At 61.1% G+C, this 25,353-nt stretch carries 24 protein-coding genes and 1 pseudogene; 11 read left to right on the top strand and 14 right to left on the bottom strand.

The genetic code is table 11. The features are described from left to right. The first annotated feature begins 5 nt into the window (after positions 1–5). Positions 6–479 (top strand): NUDIX hydrolase, encoded by a 474-nt coding sequence (locus tag ACW8PS_RS02110; RefSeq protein WP_491525605.1) that lies wholly within the window; start codon positions 6–8, stop codon positions 477–479. 191 nt (positions 480–670) lie between these two features. On the opposite strand, the gene ACW8PS_RS02105 is transcribed toward ACW8PS_RS02110, so the two are convergent. The 4 genes from ACW8PS_RS02105 to ACW8PS_RS02090 form a co-directional block, all read right to left on the bottom strand. After that, positions 671–1,453 (bottom strand): IclR family transcriptional regulator, encoded by a 783-nt coding sequence (locus tag ACW8PS_RS02105; RefSeq protein ID WP_491525604.1) that lies wholly within the window; start codon positions 1,451–1,453, stop codon positions 671–673. Between the two features lie 11 nt (positions 1,454–1,464). Next, on the bottom strand, positions 1,465–2,823 hold the full coding sequence (locus ACW8PS_RS02100) for a TRAP transporter large permease (RefSeq protein WP_491525603.1): 1,359 nt from the start codon (positions 2,821–2,823) through the stop codon (positions 1,465–1,467). 1 nt (position 2,824) lies between these two features. Next, positions 2,825–3,493, bottom strand: a complete 669-nt coding sequence (locus ACW8PS_RS02095) for a TRAP transporter small permease (RefSeq protein WP_491525601.1) — start codon at positions 3,491–3,493, stop codon at positions 2,825–2,827. Positions 3,494–3,631: 138 nt separating this feature from the next. After that, positions 3,632–4,798 carry a TRAP transporter substrate-binding protein gene (locus ACW8PS_RS02090; protein ID WP_491525600.1) on the bottom strand — a complete coding sequence of 389 codons (1,167 nt, stop codon included), beginning with the start codon at positions 4,796–4,798 and terminating at the stop codon, positions 3,632–3,634. Between the two features lie 191 nt (positions 4,799–4,989). Between ACW8PS_RS02090 and ACW8PS_RS02085 the strand changes: the two genes are divergently transcribed. The 9 genes from ACW8PS_RS02085 to ACW8PS_RS02045 all read left to right on the top strand — a co-directional run bounded on the left by ACW8PS_RS02085 (position 4,990) and on the right by ACW8PS_RS02045 (position 15,032). Beyond that, positions 4,990–6,609, top strand: coding sequence for a GMC family oxidoreductase (locus ACW8PS_RS02085; protein ID WP_491525599.1), 1,620 nt, complete (start codon positions 4,990–4,992; stop codon positions 6,607–6,609). 190 nt (positions 6,610–6,799) lie between these two features. After that, positions 6,800–7,498 carry an HAD family hydrolase gene (locus tag ACW8PS_RS02080; protein ID WP_491525598.1) on the top strand — a complete coding sequence of 233 codons (699 nt, stop codon included), beginning with the start codon at positions 6,800–6,802 and terminating at the stop codon, positions 7,496–7,498. Continuing rightward, the gene (locus tag ACW8PS_RS02075; protein ID WP_491525597.1) at positions 7,479–8,432 is read left to right on the top strand and encodes a sugar-binding transcriptional regulator; all 954 of its coding nucleotides are present in this window, start codon (positions 7,479–7,481) and stop codon (positions 8,430–8,432) included. Before ACW8PS_RS02080 ends, ACW8PS_RS02075 begins: the two co-directional genes overlap by 20 nt. A gap of 142 nt (positions 8,433–8,574) precedes the next feature. Beyond that, positions 8,575–9,894, top strand: coding sequence for an ABC transporter substrate-binding protein (locus ACW8PS_RS02070; RefSeq protein ID WP_491525596.1), 1,320 nt, complete (start codon positions 8,575–8,577; stop codon positions 9,892–9,894). Positions 9,895–10,064: 170 nt separating this feature from the next. Next, positions 10,065–10,931, top strand: a complete 867-nt coding sequence (locus tag ACW8PS_RS02065; protein ID WP_491525595.1) for a carbohydrate ABC transporter permease — start codon at positions 10,065–10,067, stop codon at positions 10,929–10,931. A 14-nt stretch (positions 10,932–10,945) separates the two neighbouring features. After that, positions 10,946–11,776 carry a carbohydrate ABC transporter permease gene (locus ACW8PS_RS02060; RefSeq protein ID WP_491525594.1) on the top strand — a complete coding sequence of 277 codons (831 nt, stop codon included), beginning with the start codon at positions 10,946–10,948 and terminating at the stop codon, positions 11,774–11,776. Between the two features lie 13 nt (positions 11,777–11,789). Beyond that, positions 11,790–12,794: an ABC transporter ATP-binding protein gene (locus ACW8PS_RS02055; RefSeq protein ID WP_491525593.1), complete on the top strand. Its 1,005-nt coding sequence runs from the start codon at positions 11,790–11,792 to the stop codon at positions 12,792–12,794. Then, positions 12,791–13,564 (top strand): L-iditol 2-dehydrogenase, encoded by a 774-nt coding sequence (locus ACW8PS_RS02050; RefSeq protein ID WP_491525592.1) that lies wholly within the window; start codon positions 12,791–12,793, stop codon positions 13,562–13,564. The genes ACW8PS_RS02055 and ACW8PS_RS02050 overlap by 4 nt, the downstream gene beginning before the upstream one ends. 1 nt (position 13,565) lies before the next feature. Further along, positions 13,566–15,032, top strand: a complete 1,467-nt coding sequence (locus ACW8PS_RS02045; protein WP_491525591.1) for a mannitol dehydrogenase family protein — start codon at positions 13,566–13,568, stop codon at positions 15,030–15,032. A 52-nt stretch (positions 15,033–15,084) separates the two neighbouring features. Here ACW8PS_RS02045 and ACW8PS_RS02040 read toward each other — a convergent pair whose 3' ends face one another. The 7 genes and pseudogenes from ACW8PS_RS02040 to ACW8PS_RS02010 form a co-directional block, all read right to left on the bottom strand. After that, positions 15,085–15,723, bottom strand: coding sequence for a GNAT family N-acetyltransferase (locus tag ACW8PS_RS02040; protein ID WP_491525590.1), 639 nt, complete (start codon positions 15,721–15,723; stop codon positions 15,085–15,087). Next, positions 15,720–16,775 (bottom strand): N-acetylneuraminate synthase family protein, encoded by a 1,056-nt coding sequence (locus ACW8PS_RS02035; RefSeq protein WP_491525589.1) that lies wholly within the window; start codon positions 16,773–16,775, stop codon positions 15,720–15,722. The genes ACW8PS_RS02040 and ACW8PS_RS02035 overlap by 4 nt, the downstream gene beginning before the upstream one ends. 32 nt (positions 16,776–16,807) lie before the next feature. Next, positions 16,808–17,500 carry a pseudaminic acid cytidylyltransferase gene (gene pseF, locus ACW8PS_RS02030; RefSeq protein ID WP_491525588.1) on the bottom strand — a complete coding sequence of 231 codons (693 nt, stop codon included), beginning with the start codon at positions 17,498–17,500 and terminating at the stop codon, positions 16,808–16,810. Beyond that, entirely contained in the window at positions 17,497–18,993 is a 1,497-nt protein-coding gene (locus ACW8PS_RS02025; protein WP_491525587.1) for a capsular polysaccharide export protein, LipB/KpsS family, read from the bottom strand. Before ACW8PS_RS02025 ends, pseF begins: the two co-directional genes overlap by 4 nt. Next, the gene (locus tag ACW8PS_RS02020) at positions 18,990–19,961 is read right to left on the bottom strand and encodes a DMT family transporter (protein WP_491525586.1); all 972 of its coding nucleotides are present in this window, start codon (positions 19,959–19,961) and stop codon (positions 18,990–18,992) included. Before ACW8PS_RS02020 ends, ACW8PS_RS02025 begins: the two co-directional genes overlap by 4 nt. A 96-nt stretch (positions 19,962–20,057) precedes the next feature. Continuing rightward, positions 20,058–21,164 (bottom strand): 3-isopropylmalate dehydrogenase, encoded by a 1,107-nt coding sequence (leuB, locus tag ACW8PS_RS02015; protein WP_491525585.1) that lies wholly within the window; start codon positions 21,162–21,164, stop codon positions 20,058–20,060. A 63-nt stretch (positions 21,165–21,227) separates the two neighbouring features. Next, positions 21,228–21,410: pseudogene (locus ACW8PS_RS02010) on the bottom strand (helix-turn-helix domain-containing protein); the annotation flags it as partial. A gap of 98 nt (positions 21,411–21,508) precedes the next feature. Between ACW8PS_RS02010 and ACW8PS_RS02005 the strand changes: the two are divergent. Then, positions 21,509–22,390, top strand: a complete 882-nt coding sequence (locus tag ACW8PS_RS02005) for a Rossmann-fold NAD(P)-binding domain-containing protein (protein ID WP_491525584.1) — start codon at positions 21,509–21,511, stop codon at positions 22,388–22,390. Here ACW8PS_RS02005 and ACW8PS_RS02000 read toward each other — a convergent pair. From ACW8PS_RS02000 to leuD, 3 genes are all read right to left on the bottom strand, one after another. Continuing rightward, positions 22,334–23,320, bottom strand: a complete 987-nt coding sequence (locus ACW8PS_RS02000; protein ID WP_491525622.1) for an endonuclease/exonuclease/phosphatase family protein — start codon at positions 23,318–23,320, stop codon at positions 22,334–22,336. The two genes, ACW8PS_RS02005 and ACW8PS_RS02000, sit on opposite strands and share 57 nt — an antisense overlap. Before the next feature lie 44 nt (positions 23,321–23,364). Next, positions 23,365–24,207 (bottom strand): hypothetical protein, encoded by an 843-nt coding sequence (locus tag ACW8PS_RS01995; RefSeq protein ID WP_491525583.1) that lies wholly within the window; start codon positions 24,205–24,207, stop codon positions 23,365–23,367. 248 nt (positions 24,208–24,455) lie between these two features. After that, positions 24,456–25,061 carry a 3-isopropylmalate dehydratase small subunit gene (leuD, locus tag ACW8PS_RS01990; RefSeq protein ID WP_491525582.1) on the bottom strand — a complete coding sequence of 202 codons (606 nt, stop codon included), beginning with the start codon at positions 25,059–25,061 and terminating at the stop codon, positions 24,456–24,458. Positions 25,062–25,353: the final 292 nt, after the last annotated feature.

Below are 25,353 nucleotides of genomic sequence, written 5' to 3'. Positions count from 1 at the left end.
TCTCCATGACCTCTCTTGCACGCTCCGCCTGGCGCGAGCTGATTTCGCCGCTGTTTCGCCGCCCTTCCGTTGTCCAACTGGCGGCGCTGTGCCACCGCACCGGCCCTGATGGGCTGGAGATCATGCTTGTGCGCAGCTCTCGCAGGCGCTGGATTCTGCCCAAGGGCTGGCCGATTGACGGGTTGAGCGGTGCCCAGACCGCGATGCAGGAAGCCTGGGAGGAAGGTGGCGTCAGCGATGGCAAACCGGCCAAACATGCGCTTGGGTCCTTTGATACCGTAAAGCGGACGGACAGTGGCACCCAGATGCCCTGCGAAATCCATGTCTACCCCATCAAAGTGCTTGAAACGCAACCAGAATTTCCCGAATCCGATGACCGCGATCCAACCTGGGTATCGGTGGCGGATGCCGTGGAAATGGTCGAGGAAGCCGGCCTGAAAGACATCCTGACCAAATTTGGCACCGCCCAAGCCAGGTAGCCCCGATATTGTGGCCCTGCGCGTTTGGGCGTTTTCCTTTTAGGGCGAGTCGCGCCAAATCGAATTCACCGGCTGGCCCGAACGCATTCGATTGCGCGGCCGGTGCCGAAGGCTGGACGGTGAATGCTCGAATCCGATCAGGCGCGACACGCTATAAACAGGCCCTGATGGCCGTTCAGGGCAGCGCCCGATCACTCCAGATCCGGAAGATCCACAAGCCTTGAAAGCTCGGCAGCCGCCGTTTTCAGCGCTTCGAGGTAGTCGAGGACCCTATCGGCAGGGAAGCGCAGCGTGGGCGCGTGGAACGATAATGTCGCCATCAGGCGGCCATGCGTGTCCAGTATCGGAACCGCCAGCGCGACCATATCCTGCATGAATTCCTCGCGATCCTGCGAATACCCGTTCTGCTGGATCCTGCCGATCTCCTGGCGAAGCGCATCGCGGTCGGTGATCGTGTTGGGCGTGAACCGCTTCAGCTCGGCCGCCTGCAAAAAGAGGTCCAGATGCGACGGGGCCAGCGAGCTGAGATACATTTTCCCGGCGGCCGTGCTGTGGAAAGGCACATGCGTGCCGGGCGGCAATTGTATCCTGAGCGGCCATTCCGTCTCGACGCGTTCGAGATAGAACATGTCATTGCGGTCAGGCAGCGTGATATTGCAGGTTTCGCCAATCTCGCGGCTCAACTTGCGCAGGATCGCCAGCCGGGCGGTGCGAATGCGCCGCGAGGACAGAATGCCACCGGCCAATATGCGCAACCGGGGGCCGGGCGAATAGGTGCGCCCATCCAAGTCGCGTTGCAGGAACCCCTCTTCCTCCAGCGTGGCAAACAGGCGGTGAATTGTGGGCTTGGGCAGGCCGAGCACGACGTTGATATCCGTCGGGGTTACCGGAACACCGGCTTTTGCGACTTCCTCCAGAACCAGAAGAAGCCGCAGATTGGTCGGTATCGTATTGCTGGATCGGTCCCCGTCCATCACCAACCTCGTTAGCCATCGGGAAGGAGCATGGTCGACAAGTCAGGCACAAGCGCCACGATGATCCAAACCGTTATCAATGCGATAAGATATGGCCAAGTATAGCGCAAGAGCCGAAAATAGGGGACACCGGTGACACCGGACGCGACATAGAGGTTCAACCCATAGGGTGGGGTGATGAACCCGATCGACGCGCCGACCAGGAAAACGACCGCAAACTGCACCGGCTCCACCCCCACCGAATGCGCAATCGGGGCCAGAATCGGGGCCAGGATGATGGTCACCGGCAGGCTTTCCAGAACCATGCCGAACACGAACACGATCGCCATCGCGGTGAACAGAACCGCATAATAGCCGCCCATCGAGGTCACGAAATTGCCGATGACCTGTTGCGCGCCCAGAATTGACAGGATCTGCTGCATCACCACCGAAACGGCGATAAGCGGTGCCAGGATACCGGTAATCTGCGATGATCGCATGGTGATCGAGGGCAGCTCCAACGGCCCGAATCCACGCACCACCAGCATTTCGGCCATGGACCGGTCCGCAATATCTGCGCCTTCCTCATGCCGGGTCAGTTTGTTGATGGCGAGGCAGATAAAGCCGACCAGCACAACAAAGCCAACCGTCACGCCCGCCGCCTCGGTCGGGGAAAACTTACCGGTATAGATGCCCCACAAAACCAGCCCGATGGCAAAGAAGCCAAGCCAGGCCCCAAGCCCGGTCTTGAAGACATGAAACATGTTCAACGGAATCAGATAGCCCCATCCGTTGATCTTGCAGACGATCCAGCAGGCGAACATCATCGCCAGCACCATCATCGCTCCGGGGATGATCCCGGCCACGAACAGCTCCGAGATCGGCAGGTTCAGAAGGAAGCCATAGACGATGAAGATGATCGAGGGCGGGATGATGATACCCACCGTGCCACCCGCCGCCGCCGTCGCCGCCGAGAACCGTTCATCATAGCCGCCCTTAACCATCTCCGGGTGCAGCATCGACCCGATCGTGGCGGTGGTGGCAGAGTTTGAGCCCGATATGGCGGCAAAAAGCCCGCAGGCCCCAAGTGCCGCCATGGCAAGCCCGCCGCGCAGCCAGCCAAGACAGGCATAGGCGAAATCCGACAATCGCCGGGCAATCCCGGACCGATTGATCAGATCGCCGGTCAGGATGAAAAGCGGCATTGCCAGCAGCGCGAAGCCATCGGTGAAGATATCCGACAGGGCCGCACCGATGTTATCGAGTGTCATGCCGATCACGAAGGATATGCCGATGACCCAGTAGCCGATAACCAGAAAAACCGGCGTGCCGAGCATGAACAGCACGGTAACAGCCAGCGAAATGGCGGTGATGATCGTTGCGTCGTTCATATCAGTCAGCCCCGATCACGGTTTGCCTGATCAGGATTTCACCTGACAGATAGTTTTTCCAATCGATTACATAGTTTTCGATCACCCGGCCCGTGAGCATCAGAAAACTGATCGGGACTGAAATCAGGAACCACCATTGCAGCACATTGTCGGTGCCAAGCATGATCTGGAAATTGGCGGCCGAATTGGCCACCAGCCGCGACGATGTGACAATGACGACCCAGGAAAACCCGATCCAGAGGATGGCGTCGAGGGTCAGACAAGCCATCTGCCCGACGCGTGGCATGGCGGTGCGAAACTCGGCAAAGGCCAGATGGGTGCGCAGCTTGACGTTATAGCTGCATCCCACCCAGGTCATGATCAGAAACAGAAACGGCGGGATGGTGGTCGACCACGGGGCCTGTTCGCCAATGGTAAAGCGCCGGATCACCTCGACGAAAATGATCCCACCGATCATCAGATAGGAGGTCACCATGATGGTCGATTCGATCCGCTTGTCCAGCCACGGGATAAACCGGTAGAGAAAGTAAAATACCGTGCCGCCCAGAAATGTGGCCAGCAGGCCCATCGGCCAGGCCCCTGGTTGACGCAGCGCCTGGCGGATTACCCATGAGTCATTCGAAAAAAGCGCCTGAATAATATCGCCCGATCCGGCAAACCAATCAGCCATGCGCGGCCCCTCCATATGCGTTGTATCAGTTTGGCATAGGGGGGTTGAACCTGTCCAACCCCCCTGCGATGCCGGTGATCGGAGGGCGGATTTCTCCGCCCTCCGACCCTGTTTTCCAAAGATTGTGTTCCGCTCCGATCAGGCAGAGCGCCACCAGCGACGTGCCTCGACATTTTCAGGGCGCATATCGGCGGGGATCTGCCGCGCGACATCGTAGATTTCCTGATAGGTGTCGGCCCCACCCTGCCAGTTGTTCAGACGCTCGCGCCACTGGGCCCAGGGTTCGGGGTTGAACTCGGGCGAGCACATCTCTTCGGCCATGCGGATCTGATCATCGGGCAAAAAGGCCGGACGCACATCGTTTTCGGCAAAGATGGTGCCGGGCAGAACCGGATCCGAGAAGCCAACGGTGTTGACCAGCGCGGCCTCGTTCGCAGCCTGGACATGAACCTGCGCCAGATAGGCCGATTCCATGATCGCGTCCTGAAGATAGCCCTCCATGCTGTCGAACACTGCGGCGTTCATGCCGGTATGTTCGGTGCCGCAGAAAAAGCGCAGATCGACCGACTGGCTGACCACGGGGGCCATATTGGCATAAGCCACGGCCGAGGCCCATGTTTCGGCACCATCGATCAGGCCCTGGCGCAGCCCATCAAGGGTTTCTTCCCAGGCGATCGGCGTCGGGTTCAGGTTCAGAAGCTCCATCGCGATGCGGCCAAGCTGCGTGCCGGTCACCCGGTTGCGGGTGCCAAACAGCTCTTCCAGCGTTGTCACGGTCGGACGATCGGCAAAGGACTGGCCCAGTTGGATACCGCGCAATTCCGCGTGGCTGAACAGGAATTTCAGCCCATGGCGCCGCTCGAACGGATCCCGCAGCAGGCGCATCGATTCGGGGCTGTAGAGGAAGTGATACTGATCCGCCCGGCTGCGGAACATATAGGCATAATCCAGCACGTTCAGATAGGGCGCGGCACCGGCCGAGTTCTGGGTCGAGGCGGCATACATGTCGATCACGCCAAGCTGCGCCTTTTCGGCACAGTTCAACTGTCCGCAGATCTGATTGTCGCCGATGAACTCGATGCGAATCTCGCCATCGGTCCGGGCTTCCAGATCGCGGGCAAATACCAGAACCCCGGCGCGTTCGATCAGCAGGTTGCGCGGGTTGAAGCCCGACGCCCCCAGAGTCAGCGAATAGCGCGGCTCGTTTGCAAAGCGGTGCTCATAGGTCGATTCCACGGCACGCGCCAGCGATGGCAAGGTCACCGCACCGGTGAAAGCCGCAGCCCCCATGGCGACCGAAGACATCCCGTATGTGCCCGTCAATTTCAACAGATCCCGGCGTGATAACTGGCTTAGCGTCCTTGCGACTTTCACTTTTCTATCCTCCCAACGTTTTTGAAAAATGATACTTGAAGTCTCATTAATGCACGCCTTATCGTCGTGCTGGCAAGGAAAATTTTTTAATCTTTCAAATTTCCAGACGTGGAGGCATGAAAATGTCCGGAGTTTCAGCAGATTACGTGATTGTCGGCGCAGGCTCGGCCGGATGCGTTTTGGCGAATCGTTTATCTGCAGACCCATCGATCAAGGTCGTGTTGCTGGAAGCGGGCGGGCGCGATTGGAACCCCTGGATCCATGTTCCGGTCGGGTATTTCAAGATGCTGCACAACCCGAAAACCGATTGGTGCTACAAGACCGAGCCCGACCCCGGACTGAACAACCGGTCGCTTGAATGGCCCCGCGGCAAGACGCTTGGCGGCTCATCCTCGATCAATGGGCTGCTGTATGTGCGTGGCCAGCGCGAGGATTATGACCGCTGGTCGCAGATGGGCAATCCGGGCTGGAGCTGGGACGATGTTCTGCCGCTGTTCAAGCGTTCCGAGAGCCACGAATATGGCGAAAGCGAGCTGCATGGCGGGCAAGGCGGCCTGTCGGTGTCGCTGATCCGGGCCAAAAGCGAAATTGCCGAGGCCTTCATCAATGCGGCGGTCGAAATGGGTGTGCCGCGCACCGATGACTACAATGGCCCGGAACAGGAGGGTGCCGGGTATTTCCATCAGACCGCCAAAGGCGGGTTTCGCTGCTCATCGGCCCGCGCCTTTCTGGACCGCCAGACAAAAGCCCGGCCCAACCTGTCGATTGTGACCCATGCCCATGCAAAGGGGCTGATATTCGACCAGACCGACCCGAAAAAAATCATCGGCGTCCGTTACGACAAAAAGGGCAGCCCGAAGGAGGTGCGGCTGCGCGATGGTGGCGAGGTCATTCTGGCGGCCGGGTCAATCGGGTCGCCGCAATTGCTGGAGATGTCGGGCATCGGCATTGGCGAGGTTTTGCAAAATGCCGGGGTCGCGGTGACCCATGAATTGCCGGGCGTCGGCGAGAATCTGCAAGATCATCTGCAGATGCGGTTGGTCTATGAGGTCAACGTCCCGACCCTGAACGACGCCATCAACGGGTTCATCCCGCGCATGGGCATCGGCCTGCAATATTTCCTGACCCGCACCGGCCCGATGAGCCTGGGCGCCAGTCAGGTCGCGATTTTTGCGAAATCGATGCAAGGGTTGGACACGCCCGATATCCAGTTCCATTTCCAGCCGCTTTCGGCGGAAAAACCGGGCATCGAGATGCATCCGTTTTCCGGCATCACATCCTCGGTCTGCCAGTTGCGGCCGGAAAGCCGGGGCCATATTCATATCCGCAGCCCGAATGCCGGCGACCATCCCCGGATCGTGCCGAATTACCTGGCGGCCCATGCCGACCAGCTTTGCGCCATCCGGGCCATCAAATTCGCCCGCGCCATGACCGAAACCGCCGCGCTGAAACCCTATATCCTGCGCGAGCATGTCCCCACATCGAAGCCACAGACCGATGCGGAGATATTGCAGGTCGCCCGCAACATCAGCCAGACCATCTATCACCCGACCGGCACCTGCAAGATGGGGACGGGCAAGGATGCGGTGGTCGATGCGCGCCTGAGGGTTCATGGGCTTGCCGGGCTGCGGGTGGCCGATTGCTCGATCATGCCCGAGATCGTGTCGGGCAATACCAACGCGCCCGCGATCATGATCGGAGAAAAGGCCTCTGACCTGATCCTTGAAGATCGCAAGGCCTGACAGGCACGCGCAACATTCCGGCCTGGCCCAATGGGCAGTGCGATGAGAAGGGCCGAAAAGAGGCCGCCATCAAGGCATTGCAGGCCCGTCGCGGATGGCCGAAGGCCTGAACCGGATCATCAACATTGCCCACCCCGGCCTAATCTGACAGCCTCGGCGCTGGCGGCACGCTTTTGCGGATGGGTATCTGATGCGCTCGGTTCAACTGGTTATCTTTGATTGCGACGGTGTTCTGGCCGATAGCGAGGTGATCAGCGCGCGGGTTCTGGTTGCCGAATTGCGGCGCTACGGCGTGACCCTGGATGAAGACTATGTCATCCGCAATTTTGTCGGCCAGAGTTTTCCCAAGGTCGCCGACAAGATCCGGGCCAGGTTTCAGCTGGATGTGCCGCAGGATTTCGAGGCGGCCTATCGCGCGAAGCTTATTGCCGCATTTTCCGACGGGCTGTCGCGCATGCCGGGGCTTGGCGATGTTCTGGACCATCTGGATGGCCCGAAATGCGTGGCCACCAGTTCCAGCCCGCCGCGCGTGGCGCGGACCCTGCGGATCACCGGCCTGGATCGGTATTTCAAAGACGACGTTTTCACCGCCTCCGAAGTGGCCAATGGCAAACCCGCGCCAGACCTGTTTCTGCATGCGGCCGCGAAAATGGGCGCGGCACCCGAAAACTGTCTGGTCATCGAAGACAGCATGGCCGGCATTCTGGCTGCAATGGCGGCGGGAATGGCCGTTTGGCGCTATGTTGGCGGCTCTCATATGAAGGGGTTTTCCACGGCAGATCTGGCCACACCTGCGGGGGTGCCGGTCTTTGACAACTGGGCGGAATTCTATCATATGGCCCCCCAACTGAAACGAAAAGGTGCGCCGGATGGCCAGATCTGCAGGTGACACCACACGTCTCGATGACGCGGCGCGCGCGGGCTGGCTGTATTATGTGGCGGGCAATACCCAGGACGAGATTGCCCGCAAACTGGGGGTTTCACGCCAATCGGCGCAGCGGCTGGTCTCGCTGGCCGTGTCCGAGCGGCTGATCAAGTTTCGTCTGGACCACCCGATTGCAAACTGCATCCGCCTGTCCGCCGCGCTGACTGACCGGTTCGGGCTGCGCCTGTGCCAGGTGGTGCCGACCGACCCCGGCGCGCCGGACCTGTTGCAGGGCGTGGCGGTGGCAGCGGCGAGTGTGGTCGAGGAGATGCTGAAATCCGATGACGCCAGGGTCATCGCGCTTGGCACCGGGCGGGCGTTGAAGGCCACGGTGGAACAGGTGCCCCGGATGAATTGCCCGCAGCACCGGCTGGTCTCGCGCCTGGGCAACATGATGGCCGATGGCGCGGCGACACCCTATAATGCAACCATCCGGCTGGCCGAACGGGTCGGCGCGCGGCATTACCCGTTTCCGCTGCCGGTGCTGTCGCAAGACCCCGAGGAACGCGCCATCCTGCAACGTCAGGAATCGGTGCGCAACACCATGGCGCTGTGCGCCAATGCCGACATGACGCTTGTCGGCGTCGGTCAGATGGATGACAGCGCGCCGCTGGTTGTCGATGGGTTCATGCCGCAGGGCCAATTGCAGGAGCTGACCCGGGCCGGGGCCGTGGGCGAGATCACCTCATGGGTCTATGACCGCGACGGGCATCTGATTGATTGCGCCTTCAGCCGCCGGGTGAACTCTGCCCCGCTGGCCCCGGCGGATGGCAAACTGGTGATTGCGGTTTCGACCGGCCCGGCAAAACTGGCGGCCACAGGTGCCGCCCTGCGTGGGCAGCTGGTCAATGGGCTGATCACGTCCGAATCGATGGCCGAGGCGCTGCTGTCGAATTGACGCCGAAGAATTCTCTGGAATCTTAACGCTTTGATGTCACCTGCCCGTGGGCGGCACGACAGGCTTGACATATTTTCGGCAATGCGTGAGTATTTGCCCACGCAAATAGCAATTGCCCATTTTTGGGTATTGGGAGGAAATAATGACAACCTTGCGCCGCGCCCTTCTGGGTGCCACTTCTTTGTCCATGCTGGCGACGGTCGCCCTGGCCGACGGCCACGGCACAACCATCACGATCGCCACCGTGAACAATGGCGACATGATCCGCATGCAGGGCCTGACCGACGCGTTCAATGAAGCCTACCCCGACATCACGCTGGAATGGGTGACATTGGAGGAAAATGTTCTGCGCCAGAACGTGACGACCGATATCGCGACCGGCGGCGGCCAGTATGACGTCATCACCATCGGCACCTATGAAGTTCCGATCTGGGGTGAACTTGGCTGGCTGACATCGCTGAACGATCTGCCCGAAAGCTACAATATCGACGACCTGCTGCCCGCGATTCGCGGCGGCCTGACCGTTGACGGCAATCTCTATGCCTCGCCGTTTTATGGCGAAAGCTCCATGGTCATGTATCGCACCGACCTGATGGAAGCGGCCGGGCTGGAAATGCCCGACGCGCCAAGCTGGGCGTTTATCCGCGAAGCCGCCATCGCCATGACCGACCGTGACAATGACATCTACGGCATCTGCCTGCGCGGCAAGCCCGGTTGGGGCGAGAACATGGCCTTCCTGACCGCGGCCTCGAACTCCTTTGGCGCACGCTGGTTCGATGAGGACTGGGTGCCGCAATTTGACAGCGAAGAATGGGCCAACACGCTCAACTTCTATCTCGATCTGATGAATGAAGCAGGCCCTCCGGGTGCCGCCAATAACGGCTTCAACGAAAACCTGGCCCTGTTCCAGACCGGCCGTTGCGGCATGTGGATCGACGCCACCGTCGCGGCATCTTTCGTCACCAACCCCGATGACAGTTCGGTCGCGGATTCGGTTGGCTTTGCGCTGGCACCCGATAACGGGCTTGGCCCGCGCGGCAACTGGCTCTGGGCCTGGTCGCTGGCCATTCCGTCCTCGTCGGATGCGCCCGAGGCGGCAATGGACTTCATCAACTGGGCCACCGGCCCCGGCTATGTCGAACTGGTTGCGGCCAATGAGGGTTGGGCCAATGTCCCCCCGGGAACGCGGATTTCGCTCTATGAGAACCCGGCCTATCTGGAGGCAGCGCCCTTTGCGGCGATGACCCTGCAATCGATCCTGTCGGCTGACCCGACCAACCCGACGGTTGATCCGGTTCCCTATACCGGCGTGCAGTTTGTGGCGATCCCTGAATTTGCGGGCCTGGCCACGCAGGTCGGGCAAATCTTTTCGGCCGCCCTTGCCGGACAGATGAGCGCCGAGGAAGCGCTGGAGCAGGCGCAGGAGCTTGCCGTCGAGGAAATGGACGCAGCCGGTTACTGATCGGCTGATTTCTCTCCCCGGAGGGCGGGTATCGCCCCGCCCTCCGCCCCTCTCTCTCTCTACTTCTGATTTCTCGCCTTCCGTCTCGGCCTGTTATGCTGGCCGCAGCCCATCCCCCATGTCCCCGTAGCGCGGCACTGACGCGCGGGACGGAAATGTAAGGAAAAATCATGGCAACGCAACATTCCAGGTCCGCCGCCCGCTTCATGATTGCCCCTGCCGTGTTTCTTTTGCTGGTCTGGATGCTGGTGCCGCTGACGCTGACGCTGTGGTTTTCCTTCATGGATTACCGCCCGCTGCGCGGCACGTTCGAATGGGGCGAAGGCTTTGGCAATTACGCCCGGTTTCTCACCTCAAGCGCCTTTCAGGACAGCGTGCTGACAACGCTGATGATGGTTGGCGGTATCTTGTTGATCACGGTTATCGGCGGCATCTTTCTGGCGCTGTTGCTGGATCAACCGATCTGGGGCCAGGGGCCGGTGCGCATTCTGGTGATCGCGCCCTTCTTTGTGATGCCCACGGTCGCGGCGCTGGTCTGGAAGAACATGTTCATGAACCCGGTCAACGGCCTGCTGGCACATCTGTGGCAATTCTTCGGGCTGGAACCGATAGACTGGCTGTCACAATTACCGCTGTTTTCGATCATCCTGATCGTCAGCTGGATGTGGCTGCCCTTTGCGACGCTCATTCTGCTGACATCGGTGCAATCGCTCAGCAGCGAACAGCTGGAGGCCTCTGAAATGGACGGTGCCGGCGCAATCAGCCGCTTCATCCATATCATCTTGCCGCATATGAGCCGTGCAATCACCGTGGTGATCCTGATCCAGACGATCTTTTTGCTGTCGATCTTCGCCGAGATATTCGTGACCACGGGCGGGGCCTTCGGCACCCGGACGCTGACCTATCTTGTCTATCAGCGGGTGATCGAAAGCCAGAATGTCGGGCTTGGATCGGCCGGTGGCATCATCGCCGTGATCCTGGCCAATATCATTGCCCTCGTGCTGATGCGCGTTGTCGGCAAAAACCTGGATAATTGAGGGGGGCTGACCAGATGGCACGTGCAATCACGACCCAACGCAAGATCGCCTTTTCGACGGCAGCCTGGATCATCGCCCTGCTGATCTTTTTCCCGATCCTGTGGACGATCCTGACCAGTTTCAAGACCGAGGCGGACGCCATTGCCGATCCGCCGATATTCCTGGGCTTTGACTGGACGCTGGAAAACTACTTCATCGTGCAGGAGCGGTCGGACTACATGCGTTTCCTCTGGAACTCGGTCGCCATTGCCGTCGGCTCCACCGCGCTTGGCATTGTGATCGCGGTGCCGGCGGCCTGGTCGATGGCCTTTGTGCCCGGCAAACGCACCAAGGATATCCTGCTGTGGATGCTGTCGACCAAGATGCTGCCCGCGGTCGGAGTGCTTTATCCGATCCGGCTGATCCTGATCCAGACCGGGCTGCTGGATACCAAATTTGCCCTGATCTTCATTCTGACCATGATCAACCTGCCGATCATTATCTGGATGCTCTACACCTATTTCCGCGAAATTCCGGGGGAAATTCTGGAAGCCGCGCGGATGGACGGTGCGACGATGAAATCCGAAATCCTGTATGTGCTGACGCCGATGGCCTTGCCGGGCATTGCCTCGACCATCCTGCTCAATATCATCCTGGCCTGGAACGAAGCGTTCTGGACGCTGACGCTGACCACCGTGGACGCGGCCCCGCTGACGGCCTTCATCGCCAGCTATTCCAGCCCGGAAGGGTTGTTCTACGCCAAACTCTCTGCCGCGTCGACCATGGCCATCGCGCCCATTCTGGTCATGGGCTGGTTCAGCCAGAAACAACTTGTGCGCGGCCTCACCTTTGGTGCCGTCAAATAAGGAAACATGGATTATGGGACGCATTACACTTGATAAGGTCAGCAAGGCGTTTGGCGATGTCGAAGTCATTCCGCCGCTGGACCTGACCATCGAAGACGGTGAGTTTGTGGTCTTTGTCGGGCCTTCGGGCTGCGGCAAATCAACATTGCTGCGCCTGATCGCAGGGCTTGAGGATGTCACCGGCGGGCAGATCCGCATTGACGGCAACGACGCCACCATGGTGCCCCCCGCCAAACGCGGGCTGGCCATGGTGTTTCAGAGCTACGCGCTTTATCCGCATATGTCGGTCAGAAAGAACATCGCCTTTCCGATGCGCATGGCCGGCCTGCCGAAAGACGAACAGAACCGCCGGATCGAGGCCGCCGCGAAGATACTGAACCTCACCGATTATCTTGAACGCCGCCCCGGGCAATTGTCAGGCGGGCAGCGTCAGCGGGTCGCCATTGGCCGTGCCATCGTGCGCGAACCGGCGGCGTTCTTGTTTGATGAACCGCTGTCCAATCTCGATGCCGCCCTGCGCGTCGGCATGCGGATGGAAATCTCGGAACTGCACAAACGCCTGGATACGACCATGGTCTACGTCACCCATGATCAGGTCGAAGCGATGACGATGGCAGATAAGATCGTGGTGCTGCAGGCCGGTGTGATTGAACAGGTCGGCAGCCCGCTGGATCTGTATCACAACCCCCGCAACAAATTCGTCGCAGGCTTTATCGGCAGCCCCCAGATGAATTTCCTGCAAGGCAAGGATGCGGCGGATCGAGGCGCCCATACCATCGGCGTGCGGCCCGAACATATCAGCCCCTCGGCCACCGAAGGCAGCTGGAAAGGCACCGTTGGCGTGGCCGAGCATCTGGGTTCGGACACGTTCTTTCATGTGCATCTGGATATGGGCGGTGATCCGATCACGGTGCGCGCCGGTGGCGAGGTTGCCCTGCATCATGGCGACACCATCTACCTGACCCCGGATGAGGATCGCATCCACCGCTTTGACGCCGAAGATCTGCGCATCGCATGACCCGTCTGGCCGGTAAAACCGCCCTGATCACCGGGGCCGCGCGCGGCATCGGCAGGGCCTTTGCCCAGGCCTATATTGAGGAAGGCGCGCGCGTGGCCATTGCCGATATCGACATGGTTCGGGCAGAGCAAACCGCGCATGATCTGGGCGATGCGGCCACGCCCCTGCGCATGGATGTGACCGATCAGAGCAGCATCGACGCGGGCCTTGCTGCGGCCATCAGCCAGCTTGGGGCCATCGACATCCTGATCAACAACGCCGCGATTTTCTCGGCCGCGCCGCTGACCGAGATTGACCGCACCGATTTTGACGCGGTCTTTGCGATCAATGTGGCGGGCACATTTTTTACCATGCAGGCGGTGGCAAAACACATGATTGCCCGCGGCCAGGGCGGCAAGATCATCAACATGGCCAGCCAGGCGGGGCGACGCGGCGAGGCGCTGGTGGCCGTTTACTGCGCGTCAAAGGCCGCAGTGATCAGCCTGACCCAATCGGCGGGGCTGAGCCTGATCGAACATGGCATCAACGTCAACGCCATCGCGCCCGGTATCGTCGACGGTGAACATTGGGACGACGTCGATGCCTTCTTTGCCAAATATGAGGGCAAGGCCCGGGGTCAGAAAAAGCGCGAAGTGGGTGCCGCGGTTCCGTTCGGGCGCATCGGAACGGCACAGGATCTGACCGGAATGGCGGTGTTTCTGGCCACCGAAGAGGCCCGCTACATCGTGGCCCAGACGTATAACGTCGATGGCGGAAACTGGATGAGCTGACATGACACGCACCCTATCGCTCGCAACTCTGTCCGACCTGCCCGGCACCGTGGCAACGCCGCTTTACCGGCGCGGCGATCTTAGCGCGGGCATCGTCCATATCGGTGTCGGCAATTTTCATCGCGCCCATCAGGCGGTTTATCTGGACAGGCTGTTCAATCTGGGCCGCGACCATGACTGGGCCATCATCGGGGCCGGGGTAAAACCCTTTGACGCCGAAAAACGCGCCGCCCTGATCGGTCAGGATTGGCTGACAACCGTGATTGAACTTGACCCCTCCGGCTATAGCGCCCGCGTGACCGGAGTGATGATCGATTTCTGCCCGGTCGAGGCCGGTGCCCTGATCGAGCAGCTTGCCGATCCCTCCATCCGCATCGTGTCGCTGACGATCACCGAAGGGGGCTATTTCGTCGATGCCGTCACCGGCGGGTTCAACGCCGCCCACCCCGAAATTCAGCACGACGCCATGGCCCCGGACCAACCTGCGACAGTGTTCGGCCTGCTGCTGGCCGGTCTGCAAAGGCGGCGCGCGCTTGGTATCCCGCCCTTCACCATCCTGTCTTGCGACAACCTGCCGGAAAACGGCCATGTCACGCGGGCGGCCATGTTGGGGCTGGCCGGGCTGATATCAGGCGATCTGCATGATTGGGTTGCCGAAAACGTCGCCTTTCCCGGCAGTATGGTCGATTGCATCACGCCCGCCACTTCCGCGCGCGAACGCCAGATTGTGACCGATCGCTTCGGCATTGATGACGCCGCCCCGGTTGCGTGTGAGCCGTTCCGGCAATGGGTGATGGAGGATAATTTCCCGCAAGGGCGCCCCGCGCTGGAACATGTCGGTGTCGAATTTGTCGCCGATGTGGCCCCGTATGAAACCATGAAGCTGCGCATCCTGAATGCCGGCCACGCGGCCATCGCATATCCTGCGGCGCTGCTTGGCCATGAATATGTGCATGAGGCGATGGCCGATCCCGATATTGCGGCCTGGCTGACGCATCTGATGACCGCAGAAGTAATCCCGATCCTGCCGCCGATCGACGGCGTCGATTACACCGCCTATCTGAATACCTGCGCCGAACGCTTCGCCAATCCGGCAATTGGCGATACCATCGCCCGGCTGTGTTTTGACGGATCGAACCGGCAGCCGAAATTCGTTCTGCCATCCGTATCCGATGCGCTTGCGGCGGGAAGCCCTGTGGATCTGTTGGCGCTGGAAGTTGCGTTCTGGTGTCAGTATCTGGCGCGATCTGTCGAAACCGGCGCGGGCTATATCGTGGATGACGAGCGCGCCGAGGCTCTGGTTGGCGCCGCAGTGCTTGCAGCCGAAGACCCCGCCGGTTTTCTTGCACAAGAGGCTGTCTTTGGCGAATTGGCCAATGACAGCCATTTCCTGTCAGCATTCGCGCGCCAGCATGGCCAGATCCGAAAACACGGCACCCGCGCCGTGCTGCAAGGCCTGTGCCAATAGCGGTCCTGACCCCTGGCCCCCTTGGCGCGCCGAAATGGCCGGTCTCGCGCCCTCAGACAGGCTCACCCAGTTTTGCAAACAGCTCGGATATTTCATTGTCCTTGGTGTTGATCTGGCGCACCAGTTCCAGCGTTCCCTCAGGGTCGGCGCGCAGCGCGACGCGCAGCAGGTTCATCCAGTTCACGTTGTTCTTGTTGCGCACCTGTTCGATGGCATCAATCAGCTTCAGTTTTGCTTCGATCTGTTCGGGGGTCATCACTGTATTCCTTCGCTCTTTGATGAAAAAATCCATGCCATCAATATGATGGGTAAAGACAAACCCCGCCCGTTCAACACCGCGTCTGCTGGCCGGGTTGTCAGCGCGAATTCCGCATGTATACAGCCCCGGGTCCGACGTCGCCATATCCATCATTGGGCCCGATAATTTGCGCCCGCGAGCCTCCGGGGCCATGGTCATGGATACGCCAATATTTCCCGTTTCGTCGTGATCTCGCCGAACCGTTCCCACCGGCACCTCAACAACTGCAATCAGAATGTCGCGGGCAGGGTTCGCCAGGCTTGCCTCGAGCCATTTGACATGGGCCTCCCAGTCCACCGGGTCTTGCGTGTTCGACATCGCCCGCGTTTGCGGATCGTTGCGCCATTCGAACAGCATTTTCGCATCGTTCATTGTAGCAGGGCGTAGTTTCATCTCGGAGCCAGATCCTCATAGAAAATAGGGTCATACTGCTTCACATCGCGGGCCAGTCTGCGATCAATCAGGGCCGGTTTGTCGCTGACCGGCACGCCGGCATTGGGCCGCACGAAGCGATAATCGCCATAGGCCAGCACCGCGCCCGCCTTGAGATCGCGCAGCGCAAAGGCAGACCGGCGAAAACCGGCCCGGTTGTTGGCCTCGGCCTCGGCCGTATCCTTGGTTGCCGATCCGCGCATGATCTGGAGCATCCCGACCCTTTGCGCAATCTCGCGCAGGATCTCGGGCGTGGCGGAAAACCGGTGGTCGGGGCCGGGGCGGGTCATGTCATCGGTGAAGTGCTTTTCAATCGCCACCGCCCCCATCGCCGCCGCCGTCACCGCGACGTCTGCGCCGATGGTGTGGTCGGAAAAGCCGATATGGCGGGCGAAGCGGTCGCGCAGCGTGGCCATCGAGGCAAGGTTCACCTCCTCGACCGGGGCCGGGTAGCTTGAGACGCAATGCAACAGCACAACCGGCCCGGACCCGTGTTTGTCCAGCACTTCCATGGCGTGATCGACCTCGCCCAGATTGGCCATGCCGGTGGACATGATGATCGGCTTGCCGGTGGCCGCGACCTCGATCAGCAGATCGTCAAAGGTCATCTCGAAACTGGCGATCTTGTAGACCGCGCAGCCCAGGTTTTCGACAAACTCCATGTCGCGCGGATCATAGACCGAGGTGAAGGGCACCAGCCCGCGTTCACGCGCACGCGCAAAGAGCGGCGCGTGAAATTCCATCGGCATGCCGGCCGAATTGTAGAGATCATAAAGATTGTCGCTGCCCCAGACCGGGTCGATCTTCATCGAGGCGTGTTTTGACGGCACCGTCAGCGTGTCGGCATTATAGGTCTGGAACTTGACACAATCCCAGCCGGCATCGGCGGCGATATCGACCAGCTTGAGCGCCAGATCAAGATCACGGTCATGATTGGCGGACAGCTCGGCGATCAGGAACGGTTTCAGCCCTTCGCCAAGCGTGACATGTTCGATTTGAATGGGATCTGTCATGCGATCGGTTTTCCCTTGGCCACGCGCCCCCGTCAAGGCGGCGATATTTCACCGGCGGCAATCAGCGCCTGACCCATATATTCCGCCCGCACCCAATCCTCGGCCGTGTCCAGATCCTGCACCCTATGGCGCGGAATCTCCACCGCTGCGGTTTGCGGGCCGAACAGCGGCATCTCCGACATCCACGCCGCCCGGTCCCCCCAGGCAAACATTGCCGCATCATGCAGCGCCTCGGGCAGATCCTGCGACCGGGTCTGGGCGTGTTCGGGAGTGGCCATGACCAACCGGCCATCCGGCGTTTTCATCACCGCGCGCTGGATGGGAAAGGGGAAGGTGGTGACCGACAGGGCAAAGCTCGCCCCTTGCAGCGCCGCCCTTCCGGCCAGCAGATCACCCGCCAGCAGAAACGGCGCGGTGGCATAGATCAGGCAGGCCGCGTCGATCTGGCCCGGCAGGGTGCCAAGCGCGTGGCGGATGACCGGCACCACGCCGGTGAAATCATCGGCCAGATCACCCGGGCGCAGCAGCGCCTCGGCCCCGGCGGCCCGGGCGCAATCGGCAATTTCGGCATCGTCGGTAGACACGAGGATGCGGTCGAACAGGCCCGAGGCGTGGGCGGCGGCAATTGGCCAATGCAGCATTGGCGCGCCAAGGAACGGCTTGATGTTCTTATGCGGGATCCGTTTCGACCCGCCGCGCGCGGGGATGATGGCCACCTGGCTCATGGGCTTTTCTCCAGCGGATCGAAACTATGGGCGATGCGCCCGTCCAGCAGATCGAGGATGGTGCGCGCCACCAGATCGGCGTTTTCAGTATCCGGCAGATCCGCATCGGCACGGATGAACTGGCGTTGCACATTGCCCGCGTGCGATCTGGCCTGCAAGACACCGGCAAAGCGTTCGGCGCCGTCGCGGGTGGGCGTGTTGGCCAATATTTCGTCAAACCGCAACCCGGGCCGGTAGCGCGTGACCCCCGGGGCCTCGGCCCACCAGGTGGCCCCGAAACACAGCACCGGTTTGCCGGCCAGAACGCCCTCCCAACCGACCGTGCCCGAGACATTGGCCACCGCCACCGAATGGGCCAGCAATGTCTGGCTGTTGGCATGGCTCGGCATCAGGCGAACCGCTTTGATCCGGTTCATCCGGTGAAAGAACAGTGGCGAGCGCATCTTGCCGTTCTGCTTGGGGTTTTCCTTCACATAGATCAGGTGCCCCTCGGGCAGCATCATTGCCAGCCGTTCCAGCGCCAGCAGCTGATCGCGGTAGCGCCCGCCCAGGCTGCTGGTGGTCATCTCGGGTTGCCACTGCATCGGGAAATAGACGAATGGCCGGGTCAGATCGGGGGTGCTCTCCTCGGCCTCGGCAAGCTGGTCGAAATAGGCCAGGTGATCGGTGTGGAAGAAATGATGGAACGGGTCGCGCCATTTCGGGAACCGCCCCGCCAGCCGGTGCATCCGGCGCAACAGGCGGGTCATGTAAATCGGGTTCAGCAGCTTGAGCGGTGCGTTGACGGCATGATGCGTGATCATCTGCGCCACCGCCCGCAGCGTCAGCCGACCCGGCGCATCGCGTTCCTGCTTGACGCCTTTCATATAGAACAGATCCGGGCCGCCATCGGGGAGCGAAACCGGCGCGGCGTCAGCATCGCCCGGGCGCGGAATCATATGGCCAAGATCCATCGCGCCGCGCATCGAGAAAAACTGACGCGGGAAAAAGCTCTGCCGCAGGATCAGAACCTCCAGCCCAATCGCCTCTGCCACTTGGCGCAGGCAAGTGTCATAAAACATATGCGGAATGTCGAAAAACAGCACATGGGTGATGCGCTCGCGGACCAGCATTTCCGCCATCACGTCATGCGCGATATGGGTGATGTGCTGATAATCCTGCACGTCCTGAATGGGGTGGAACTTATAGGCCATCTGATCTGACCCGCGGGTCAGGTTGTCAATCGCCTCGCGCTGCGCGGTGGCCATGCCGGGGCCGGTATCAAGGGCTGCGGCGGCACCGGTAAAGCGGTCGCCATCCATCAGATCGCCGCGCTTGGCCGCGACCGGCCGCATACGGAAAAAATTATTGGCTTTGTAATCGGCATCCTTGCCGCCCAGATGCACCACATGTTCGATGCGATCCCCGGCCAAGGCGCGCAGGGCCTGCAAGGCCTGCACATTATCGGCTGCGGTGGCCACTACGGCCAGCCGGATCGGCGGAGGGTCGGTCATTTATCCTGTTCCTCCCGGGTCAGGAACGACGCCACGCGCGGCGTTGATGGCGTGCCGGCCCGTGACCGTGAGCGCAAGACGGGCTGCGATGACCCTTCGGCCCGGCGTTTATCTTCGCGCAGCACGATATAGATGCCTGAGGCGATGATGATGGCGGTGCCGATCAGGGTCATCCGGCCCATGCTGTCATCGAAGAACAAAACCCCAAAAAGGCTGGCCCAGATGATCTGCGAATATTGCATCGGGGCCACCACAACCGCAGGCGCGGCGCGATAGGCCGCAACCAGGCAGGCCACGGCACTCAACGCCAGGGCGGCCACCACGGCGCTGGCCCCCATGTCGATCAACTCCATCGGCACATAGATGAAGGGCAGAAGCGCGCCCATGATCACAAGGTTCACGATCAGCGGATACAGCTGCAACACCACCGTGCGTTCATCGCGGCCGATCTTGCGCATGATGATGGAATTGAAGGCCGATGCCAGCGCCGCCACCAGCGCCGCCATATGGCCGATGGTAAATTCCGACACGCCCGGTTGCAGCACCACGATCACGCCGATCAGCCCCACCACAATGGCCCCGGCCCGGCGCGGGCCGACACGTTCGCCCAATATCGGGATCGCCATCAGCGTGATCATCAGCGGCATGGAAAACAGGATCGGGTAAAGCTGCGTCAGCGGCAGGACCGAAATGGCATAGAATGCCGTGCCGCCGCTGATTGCCGACATCGCGCCGCGCGCTGCCGTCCACCACGGGTGCACCGGCCTGAGCGAGCCGCCCTCGGCATCCCGGATCAACATGAAGACGATCAGCGGAAAACTGAACAGGACCGAGAAAAAGATGATCTGAGGCGAGGCATAGCTGCGCCCCAGAAACTTGATCACCACATCATGCGTCGAAAACAGGCCAAAAGCCAAAAGCGCAAACAGGGCGCCGCGCAGGGTTGTGGATTGGGGGCTCAGGGTCATGGTTGATTTCGAATTGCGGGTCCAGATCGGACCCTAGCCCGGCCATGCGGCAAAGGCAAAAGGGCAACCCCGCCCGGGCGGGATTGCCCCGAAATGTCAGAGGCTCGCGCCCAGTTTTGCAACAATCGCGTCGCCCATCTCAGTGGTGCTGATGGGGGTTCCGCCGGCGTCGCCCAACAGATCAGCGGTGCGCAGCCCATCGGCCAGCACCGCCTCGACCGCCGCTTCCAGACGCGCCGCCTCATCGCCCTGATCAAAGGAATAGCGCAGCGCCATGGCAAAGCTCAGGATGCAGGCAATCGGGTTGGCCTTGCCCTGACCGGTGATGTCAGGGGCCGAGCCATGCACCGGTTCATACATCGCCTTGGGCCGGCCATTGGCCATCGGCGCGCCAAGCGAGGCCGAGGGCAACATGCCAAGCGATCCGGTCAGCATCGCGGCGCAATCGGACAGGATATCGCCAAACAGGTTGTCGGTGACGATGACATCAAACTGTTTCGGCGCGCGCACCAGCTGCATCGCGCCATTATCGGCATACATATGGCTGAGCTCGATATCGGGGTATTCCGCCTGATGCACCTCGGTGACCACATCGCGCCACAGAATGCCGCTTTCCATCACATTGGCCTTTTCCATCGAGCAGAGTTTGCCCGACCGTCGCCGGGCCAGTTCAAAGGCCGACCGCGCCACGCGGGCGATCTCGCTTTCGGTATAGCGCTGCGTGTTGATCCCGACCCGTTCATTGCCTTCCTCGAAAATGCCGCGCGGTTCGCCGAAATAGACGCCAGAGGTCAATTCGCGCACGATCATGATATCGAGCCCCGCCACGATATCCTTTTTCAACGAGGAAAAATCGGCCAGCGCGTCAAAGCATTGCGCGGGCCTGAGGTTGGAAAACAGGTCCATCTCCTTGCGCAGGCGCAACAGCCCGCGTTCCGGTTTGACGCTGAAATCCAGATCATCGTATTTCGGGCCGCCGACAGCGCCAAGCAGAACCGCATCCGCCGCCTGCGCGCGGGCCATGGTTTCATCCGACAAAGGCGTGCCATGGGCGTCATAGGCCGCACCGCCGACAAGATCTTCGCTGACCTCAAAGGCGAGGTCGCGATTGGTGCCGAACCAGTCGATGACCTTGCGAACCTCGGCCATGACCTCGGGGCCGATCCCGTCACCGGGCAGAATAAGAAGCGAAGGGGTGCTCATGGGTGTTCTTGTCCTTGATATGGGGTTGCAACCCGGTAACGCCTGCGCGCCTGAGGGTCAAGAAAGCAGCGGGCCCAATCCGGCCACCAGGGCCGCCCGGACGGCAGAAACGCGCGGTATGTGGCGGCCAAGGGTGGGCTGGCTGAGGCCAAGCGCCCGCGCCGCCGCAGAAAGCGAGCCGGTTTCGGCCACCGCAAGAAAGGCGCGGATATGGGTCCAGTCAAAGCCCTGCGCGGTATCACCCATTCATTATTGAATATCAGTCATAGGGATTTGCGCGATGTCGCATTGAAAACCAATAGGCATATAATCGGATGAAGCACCGCCCTTCACAGGAGCCCCCGATGCCGAACACCGCCCTCATCCTTGGCGCAACAGGCCGTATCGGCCGCCATGCTGATCGTGAATTTTCTGCCGCAGGCTGGACAATTCGCCGGTTCCGGCGCGGTCAGGATCTGATTCAGGCCGCGCGCGGGGCCGATGTGATCGTCAATGGCTGGAACCCGCCCTACAGCAAATGGCAGGCGCTGCTGCCGGGGCTGACGCGGCAGGTGATCGGGGCCGCGCAGGTCAGCGGGGCCATGGTGATCATCCCCGGCAATATCTATGTTTTCGGCCCTGACATGCCCGCCCTTATCGGCCCCGACACGCCGCATCGTGCCGAGCATCCTCTGGGGCTGGTGCGCCGCCAGATGGAGGCGGCCTATCGGCAGGCCGGGATCCGCGCCGCCGTGCTGCGCGCCGGGGATTTTCTGGATGATCAGCCCTCGGGCAACTGGTTCGACAAGGTCATCGCCAAACGGGCCGCGGCAGGCCGGCTCAGCTATCCGGGCCGCAGCGATGTTGCGCATGCATGGGCCTGGCTGCCCGATCTGGCCCGCGCCATGGTCGGGCTGGCGGAAATCCGCGACAGGCTGCCCGGTTTCACCGATCTGGCCTTTGCCGGCCATACAGTGACGGGCGCGGAACTGGCGCAGGTCTGCGGGCAGGTTCTGGGCCGGCCGGTGGCGGTCAAGCACATGTCGTGGCTGCCCCTGCATCTTGCCCGCCCGTTCTGGCCCGAGGCCAGGTATCTGCTTGAAATGCGCTATCTTTGGGATCTGCCGCATCAATTGGATGGCACCGCGCTGGACCGGCTTTTGCCGGGGCTGGTGCAAACGCCGCTGGCCTCAGTGATCGCCCGCGCCCTGCAATTCGATATCGACCCAGACCAACCGGTGCCGTGACGCGCCATTGCCGTCTGATCCGCCCAAAAGCGCCCGGTCCGGGTCATCTTCTGCGGGCCAGAACACGCCGCTGCCCGTGACCCGGATATCGGCCGAGGGCAGGATATAGCTGGCGCGCAGATTGCCGGGGTCGGGATCGGCCCAATCGGCAGTATCAGTGCCGCCGCCGCCGACGCTTTGCGGGGCCGGGTCTTGCAGGGCCGGATGGTCCAACATGGCGCGCAGCGTCTCGCGGCGGGCATCGCCATCCACCGGATCGGCATTCAGAATACCCGCCAGCACAAAAGGGGCCGCGACCGCGCCGCTTTCGATCTGCAACTGCCAGAACCGCAATTCATCGGCATTGCGCCGCCCGTTGCGGTCTTCGGGGCCGTCAAATACCGGCGGCGTGGCGTGGATTGTCAGCAGGCGCAGCACCTGGCCGTCAACCGCGATCGGCACCTCCCAGGCGGCAACCGAGGCCAGCCGTTGAATCGCCAGCGCCTGCGGGCTCAGCACCTCACGCGCCTGGCCGCCCGGCAGATCGGCCCAGAGAAAACCGGAATGATCCACCACCGCCCCCATATCAATCGGCAGCCGCGACAGAACCGCCATGCCGCCATCACCGTTGAACCGGCCATAGCCCTGGGCATCGCGCGCCTCGCCCAAGCGCCCGTTGCCATCCAGATCCAGCCCGGTGGGGATGCCGGTATTGGGCCGCAGGGCCAGCCGGTAGGGATAGGCCGCGCCGAGCGCTTCCAATCCGTCGGCAAAAGCCGCAAGGGCATATCCCATGGCGTCATAATCAATGCCTTGCAGCAGCAGAATATCGGGGCTGATCCGCGCGATTATGGCCGTTACCGCAAGGATCTGATCATCTTCGCCGCGCAGGATATCGCGCAGCAGCAGGCCGGGGCCGTCGCGCGACAATTCGGTGTTATAGGTGGCGATGCGGATGGGATCAGCCGCGACCGGCCCGGCCAGAATGGCGCAGATCAGACCGGCAACAAATCGCCCTGCTGATCCAGCTCGCGCACGATATGCTTGCGCCGCGCCGTGATCATTGCGGCGATGCGCGCCATCGCCATGCCGCGCATGAACAATGAAACCGGCAGAAAGCTCCATAACGTCACCATCCAGACAAGCGTTTGCGGTGACGACATCAGGGACAGCCCCAGATGCCGCGCCCCAAGCGACGCCATCACCGGCATCAAGAATGGAAGAACGAAGCCTAAGATATAGTTAATGCGGCTGTCCCGCGTCAGCCGTGCCACCACATCACCGCCGACTGTGGGGTCGAATGTGGGCAGGTTGACCCAGACATTGAAACTGACATTGCGGTTGGGCCAGCCCTGCACCCGCATCAGCACCGCAAACACGCTGAGCGTGACCAGCCCGACAAGAAAGCTGAGACCGCCCATCGCACGCAGCATCGTCAGATCATTGTCTGAAACCTCGCCCGACAGCATCGTGCTGAGCAGCCCGATCGGGCTGTAGGAAAAATCAATCGCATGGGCCACGACCAGGCCAGTGGCATTCACGATCAGCGACAGCGACTCCGGCCCGTCACCCGATGCCATCACGATGCTGAGCAGGAAAAGCGTCAGGAACATGCAGATCAGACGGACCCGATTGAAGGGGGGGGCGTCGCGAAATTCGATCAGGCCGGGATAGGAAGAGGCATATTCGGAAAAGGTGAACACCGCGCCAAAGAGCGCCAATAGCGCCACCACCTGCGCCGATTCCGGGGATGACCCCGGAAGGAGCAGGGACGGAGTGGAGATGACGATAACAACCAAAATCGCCCGCACCACAGCGCTAACAAGCTGTGCGATCAATGCCCAAAACCCTCAACCTGGACGGGCTCTTTTGCGAGCCCTTGTTCCACGTTATTGCCCGATTTGCCATCGGAATGCCTCAATTGCCATGATATTGCCTACATTCATGTCCTTTCGCAACCCTCTGAGTCCGTTGACGAATTGGGCAGGTCGTTTTTGCAGGCTTTAGTGTCGCCGGTTTGACACAGTTGCCAAAGGAAATAGCCCCCCGGAAAGACCGAGGGGCTATATCTGGTATCTGCGGCGGTTCAGACCCAGGGGCGCGCCTGTGCGGCCTGCGCCTCGAACGCGTCGATCGAAGCCACTTTTTCCATTGTCAGGCCGATATCATCCAGCCCGTTCAGCAGGCAATGCTTGCGAAAGGCATCAACCTCGAACGCGATGGTGCCGCCATCCGGGCCGCGGATGGTCTGGCTTTCCAGATCAACGGTCACGACCGCGTTGGCACCGCGTTCGGCATCATCCATCAGCTTGTCCACATCTTCCTGTGGCAGCACGATGGGCAGGATGCCGTTCTTGAAACAATTGTTGTAAAAAATATCGGCAAAGGACGGCGCGATCACGCAGCGGATGCCGAAATCAAGCAGCGCCCAGGGCGCATGTTCGCGCGACGATCCGCAGCCGAAATTTTCGCCGCCAACCAGTATTTCGGCATTGCGATAGGCGGGTTTGTTCAACACGAAATCGGCGATCTCATTGCCGTCATCGTCAAAGCGCATCTCGTCAAACAGGTTCGCGCCAAGGCCCGAGCGCTTGATCGTTTTCAGAAACTGCTTGGGGATGATCATGTCGGTATCGACATTGATCTGCGGCAGCGGCGCGGCAATGCCGGTCAGCGTGGTGAAACTATCCATGGGCCTCTGGTCTCCTTGGCGTGCAAGGGCGACATAGCCGAGCCGCCGGGGCAAGACAAGGAGGCCGGGGCCATCGTCCGCATCACGCACCGGGTTTTTCCAAAGCGCTTTGCGTTTGATTTGAACCACCCTGGCGGGCTGAACCGGTTGTTTCACAAACCGTGGCCTCGACCCGCCAGGATGTGGCTCGTGCCTCGGGTAAAACGCAAAACGCTGTAGGTGCTTCGCCCGCCCTGTGGCAGGCTGGCGCAAGGAGGAACGCCATGACCGTATTTTCCAGCCCCTTTGGCGA

This window comes from Alterinioella sp., assembly GCF_058343375.1.
This window is presented reverse-complemented; position numbering and strand designations above follow the sequence as displayed.

What these genes read in the sequence shown, in the direction of transcription:
- ACW8PS_RS02040 (WP_491525590.1), bottom strand. Translation starts at nt 15,723, where the DNA reads ATGAAACTACGCCCTGCTACAATGAACGATGCGAAAATGCTGTTCGAA.
- leuB (WP_491525585.1), bottom strand. Translation starts at nt 21,164, where the DNA reads ATGAGCACCCCTTCGCTTCTTATTCTGCCCGGTGACGGGATCGGCCCC.
- ACW8PS_RS02025 (WP_491525587.1), bottom strand. Translation starts at nt 18,993, where the DNA reads ATGACCGACCCTCCGCCGATCCGGCTGGCCGTAGTGGCCACCGCAGCC.
- ACW8PS_RS02070 (WP_491525596.1), top strand. Translation starts at nt 8,575, where the DNA reads ATGACAACCTTGCGCCGCGCCCTTCTGGGTGCCACTTCTTTGTCCATG.
- ACW8PS_RS02055 (WP_491525593.1), top strand. Translation starts at nt 11,790, where the DNA reads ATGGGACGCATTACACTTGATAAGGTCAGCAAGGCGTTTGGCGATGTC.
- ACW8PS_RS02075 (WP_491525597.1), top strand. Translation starts at nt 7,479, where the DNA reads ATGGCCAGATCTGCAGGTGACACCACACGTCTCGATGACGCGGCGCGC.
- ACW8PS_RS02035 (WP_491525589.1), bottom strand. Translation starts at nt 16,775, where the DNA reads ATGACAGATCCCATTCAAATCGAACATGTCACGCTTGGCGAAGGGCTG.
- ACW8PS_RS02100 (WP_491525603.1), bottom strand. Translation starts at nt 2,823, where the DNA reads ATGAACGACGCAACGATCATCACCGCCATTTCGCTGGCTGTTACCGTG.
- ACW8PS_RS02110 (WP_491525605.1), top strand. Translation starts at nt 6, where the DNA reads ATGACCTCTCTTGCACGCTCCGCCTGGCGCGAGCTGATTTCGCCGCTG.
- ACW8PS_RS02005 (WP_491525584.1), top strand. Translation starts at nt 21,509, where the DNA reads ATGCCGAACACCGCCCTCATCCTTGGCGCAACAGGCCGTATCGGCCGC.
- leuD (WP_491525582.1), bottom strand. Translation starts at nt 25,061, where the DNA reads ATGGATAGTTTCACCACGCTGACCGGCATTGCCGCGCCGCTGCCGCAG.
- ACW8PS_RS02060 (WP_491525594.1), top strand. Translation starts at nt 10,946, where the DNA reads ATGGCACGTGCAATCACGACCCAACGCAAGATCGCCTTTTCGACGGCA.
- ACW8PS_RS02020 (WP_491525586.1), bottom strand. Translation starts at nt 19,961, where the DNA reads ATGACCCTGAGCCCCCAATCCACAACCCTGCGCGGCGCCCTGTTTGCG.
- ACW8PS_RS02095 (WP_491525601.1), bottom strand. Translation starts at nt 3,493, where the DNA reads ATGGCTGATTGGTTTGCCGGATCGGGCGATATTATTCAGGCGCTTTTT.
- ACW8PS_RS02045 (WP_491525591.1), top strand. Translation starts at nt 13,566, where the DNA reads ATGACACGCACCCTATCGCTCGCAACTCTGTCCGACCTGCCCGGCACC.
- ACW8PS_RS02050 (WP_491525592.1), top strand. Translation starts at nt 12,791, where the DNA reads ATGACCCGTCTGGCCGGTAAAACCGCCCTGATCACCGGGGCCGCGCGC.
- ACW8PS_RS02065 (WP_491525595.1), top strand. Translation starts at nt 10,065, where the DNA reads ATGGCAACGCAACATTCCAGGTCCGCCGCCCGCTTCATGATTGCCCCT.
- ACW8PS_RS02105 (WP_491525604.1), bottom strand. Translation starts at nt 1,453, where the DNA reads ATGGACGGGGACCGATCCAGCAATACGATACCGACCAATCTGCGGCTT.
- ACW8PS_RS02085 (WP_491525599.1), top strand. Translation starts at nt 4,990, where the DNA reads ATGTCCGGAGTTTCAGCAGATTACGTGATTGTCGGCGCAGGCTCGGCC.
- ACW8PS_RS02080 (WP_491525598.1), top strand. Translation starts at nt 6,800, where the DNA reads ATGCGCTCGGTTCAACTGGTTATCTTTGATTGCGACGGTGTTCTGGCC.
- pseF (WP_491525588.1), bottom strand. Translation starts at nt 17,500, where the DNA reads ATGAGCCAGGTGGCCATCATCCCCGCGCGCGGCGGGTCGAAACGGATC.
- ACW8PS_RS02090 (WP_491525600.1), bottom strand. Translation starts at nt 4,798, where the DNA reads ATGTCTTCGGTCGCCATGGGGGCTGCGGCTTTCACCGGTGCGGTGACC.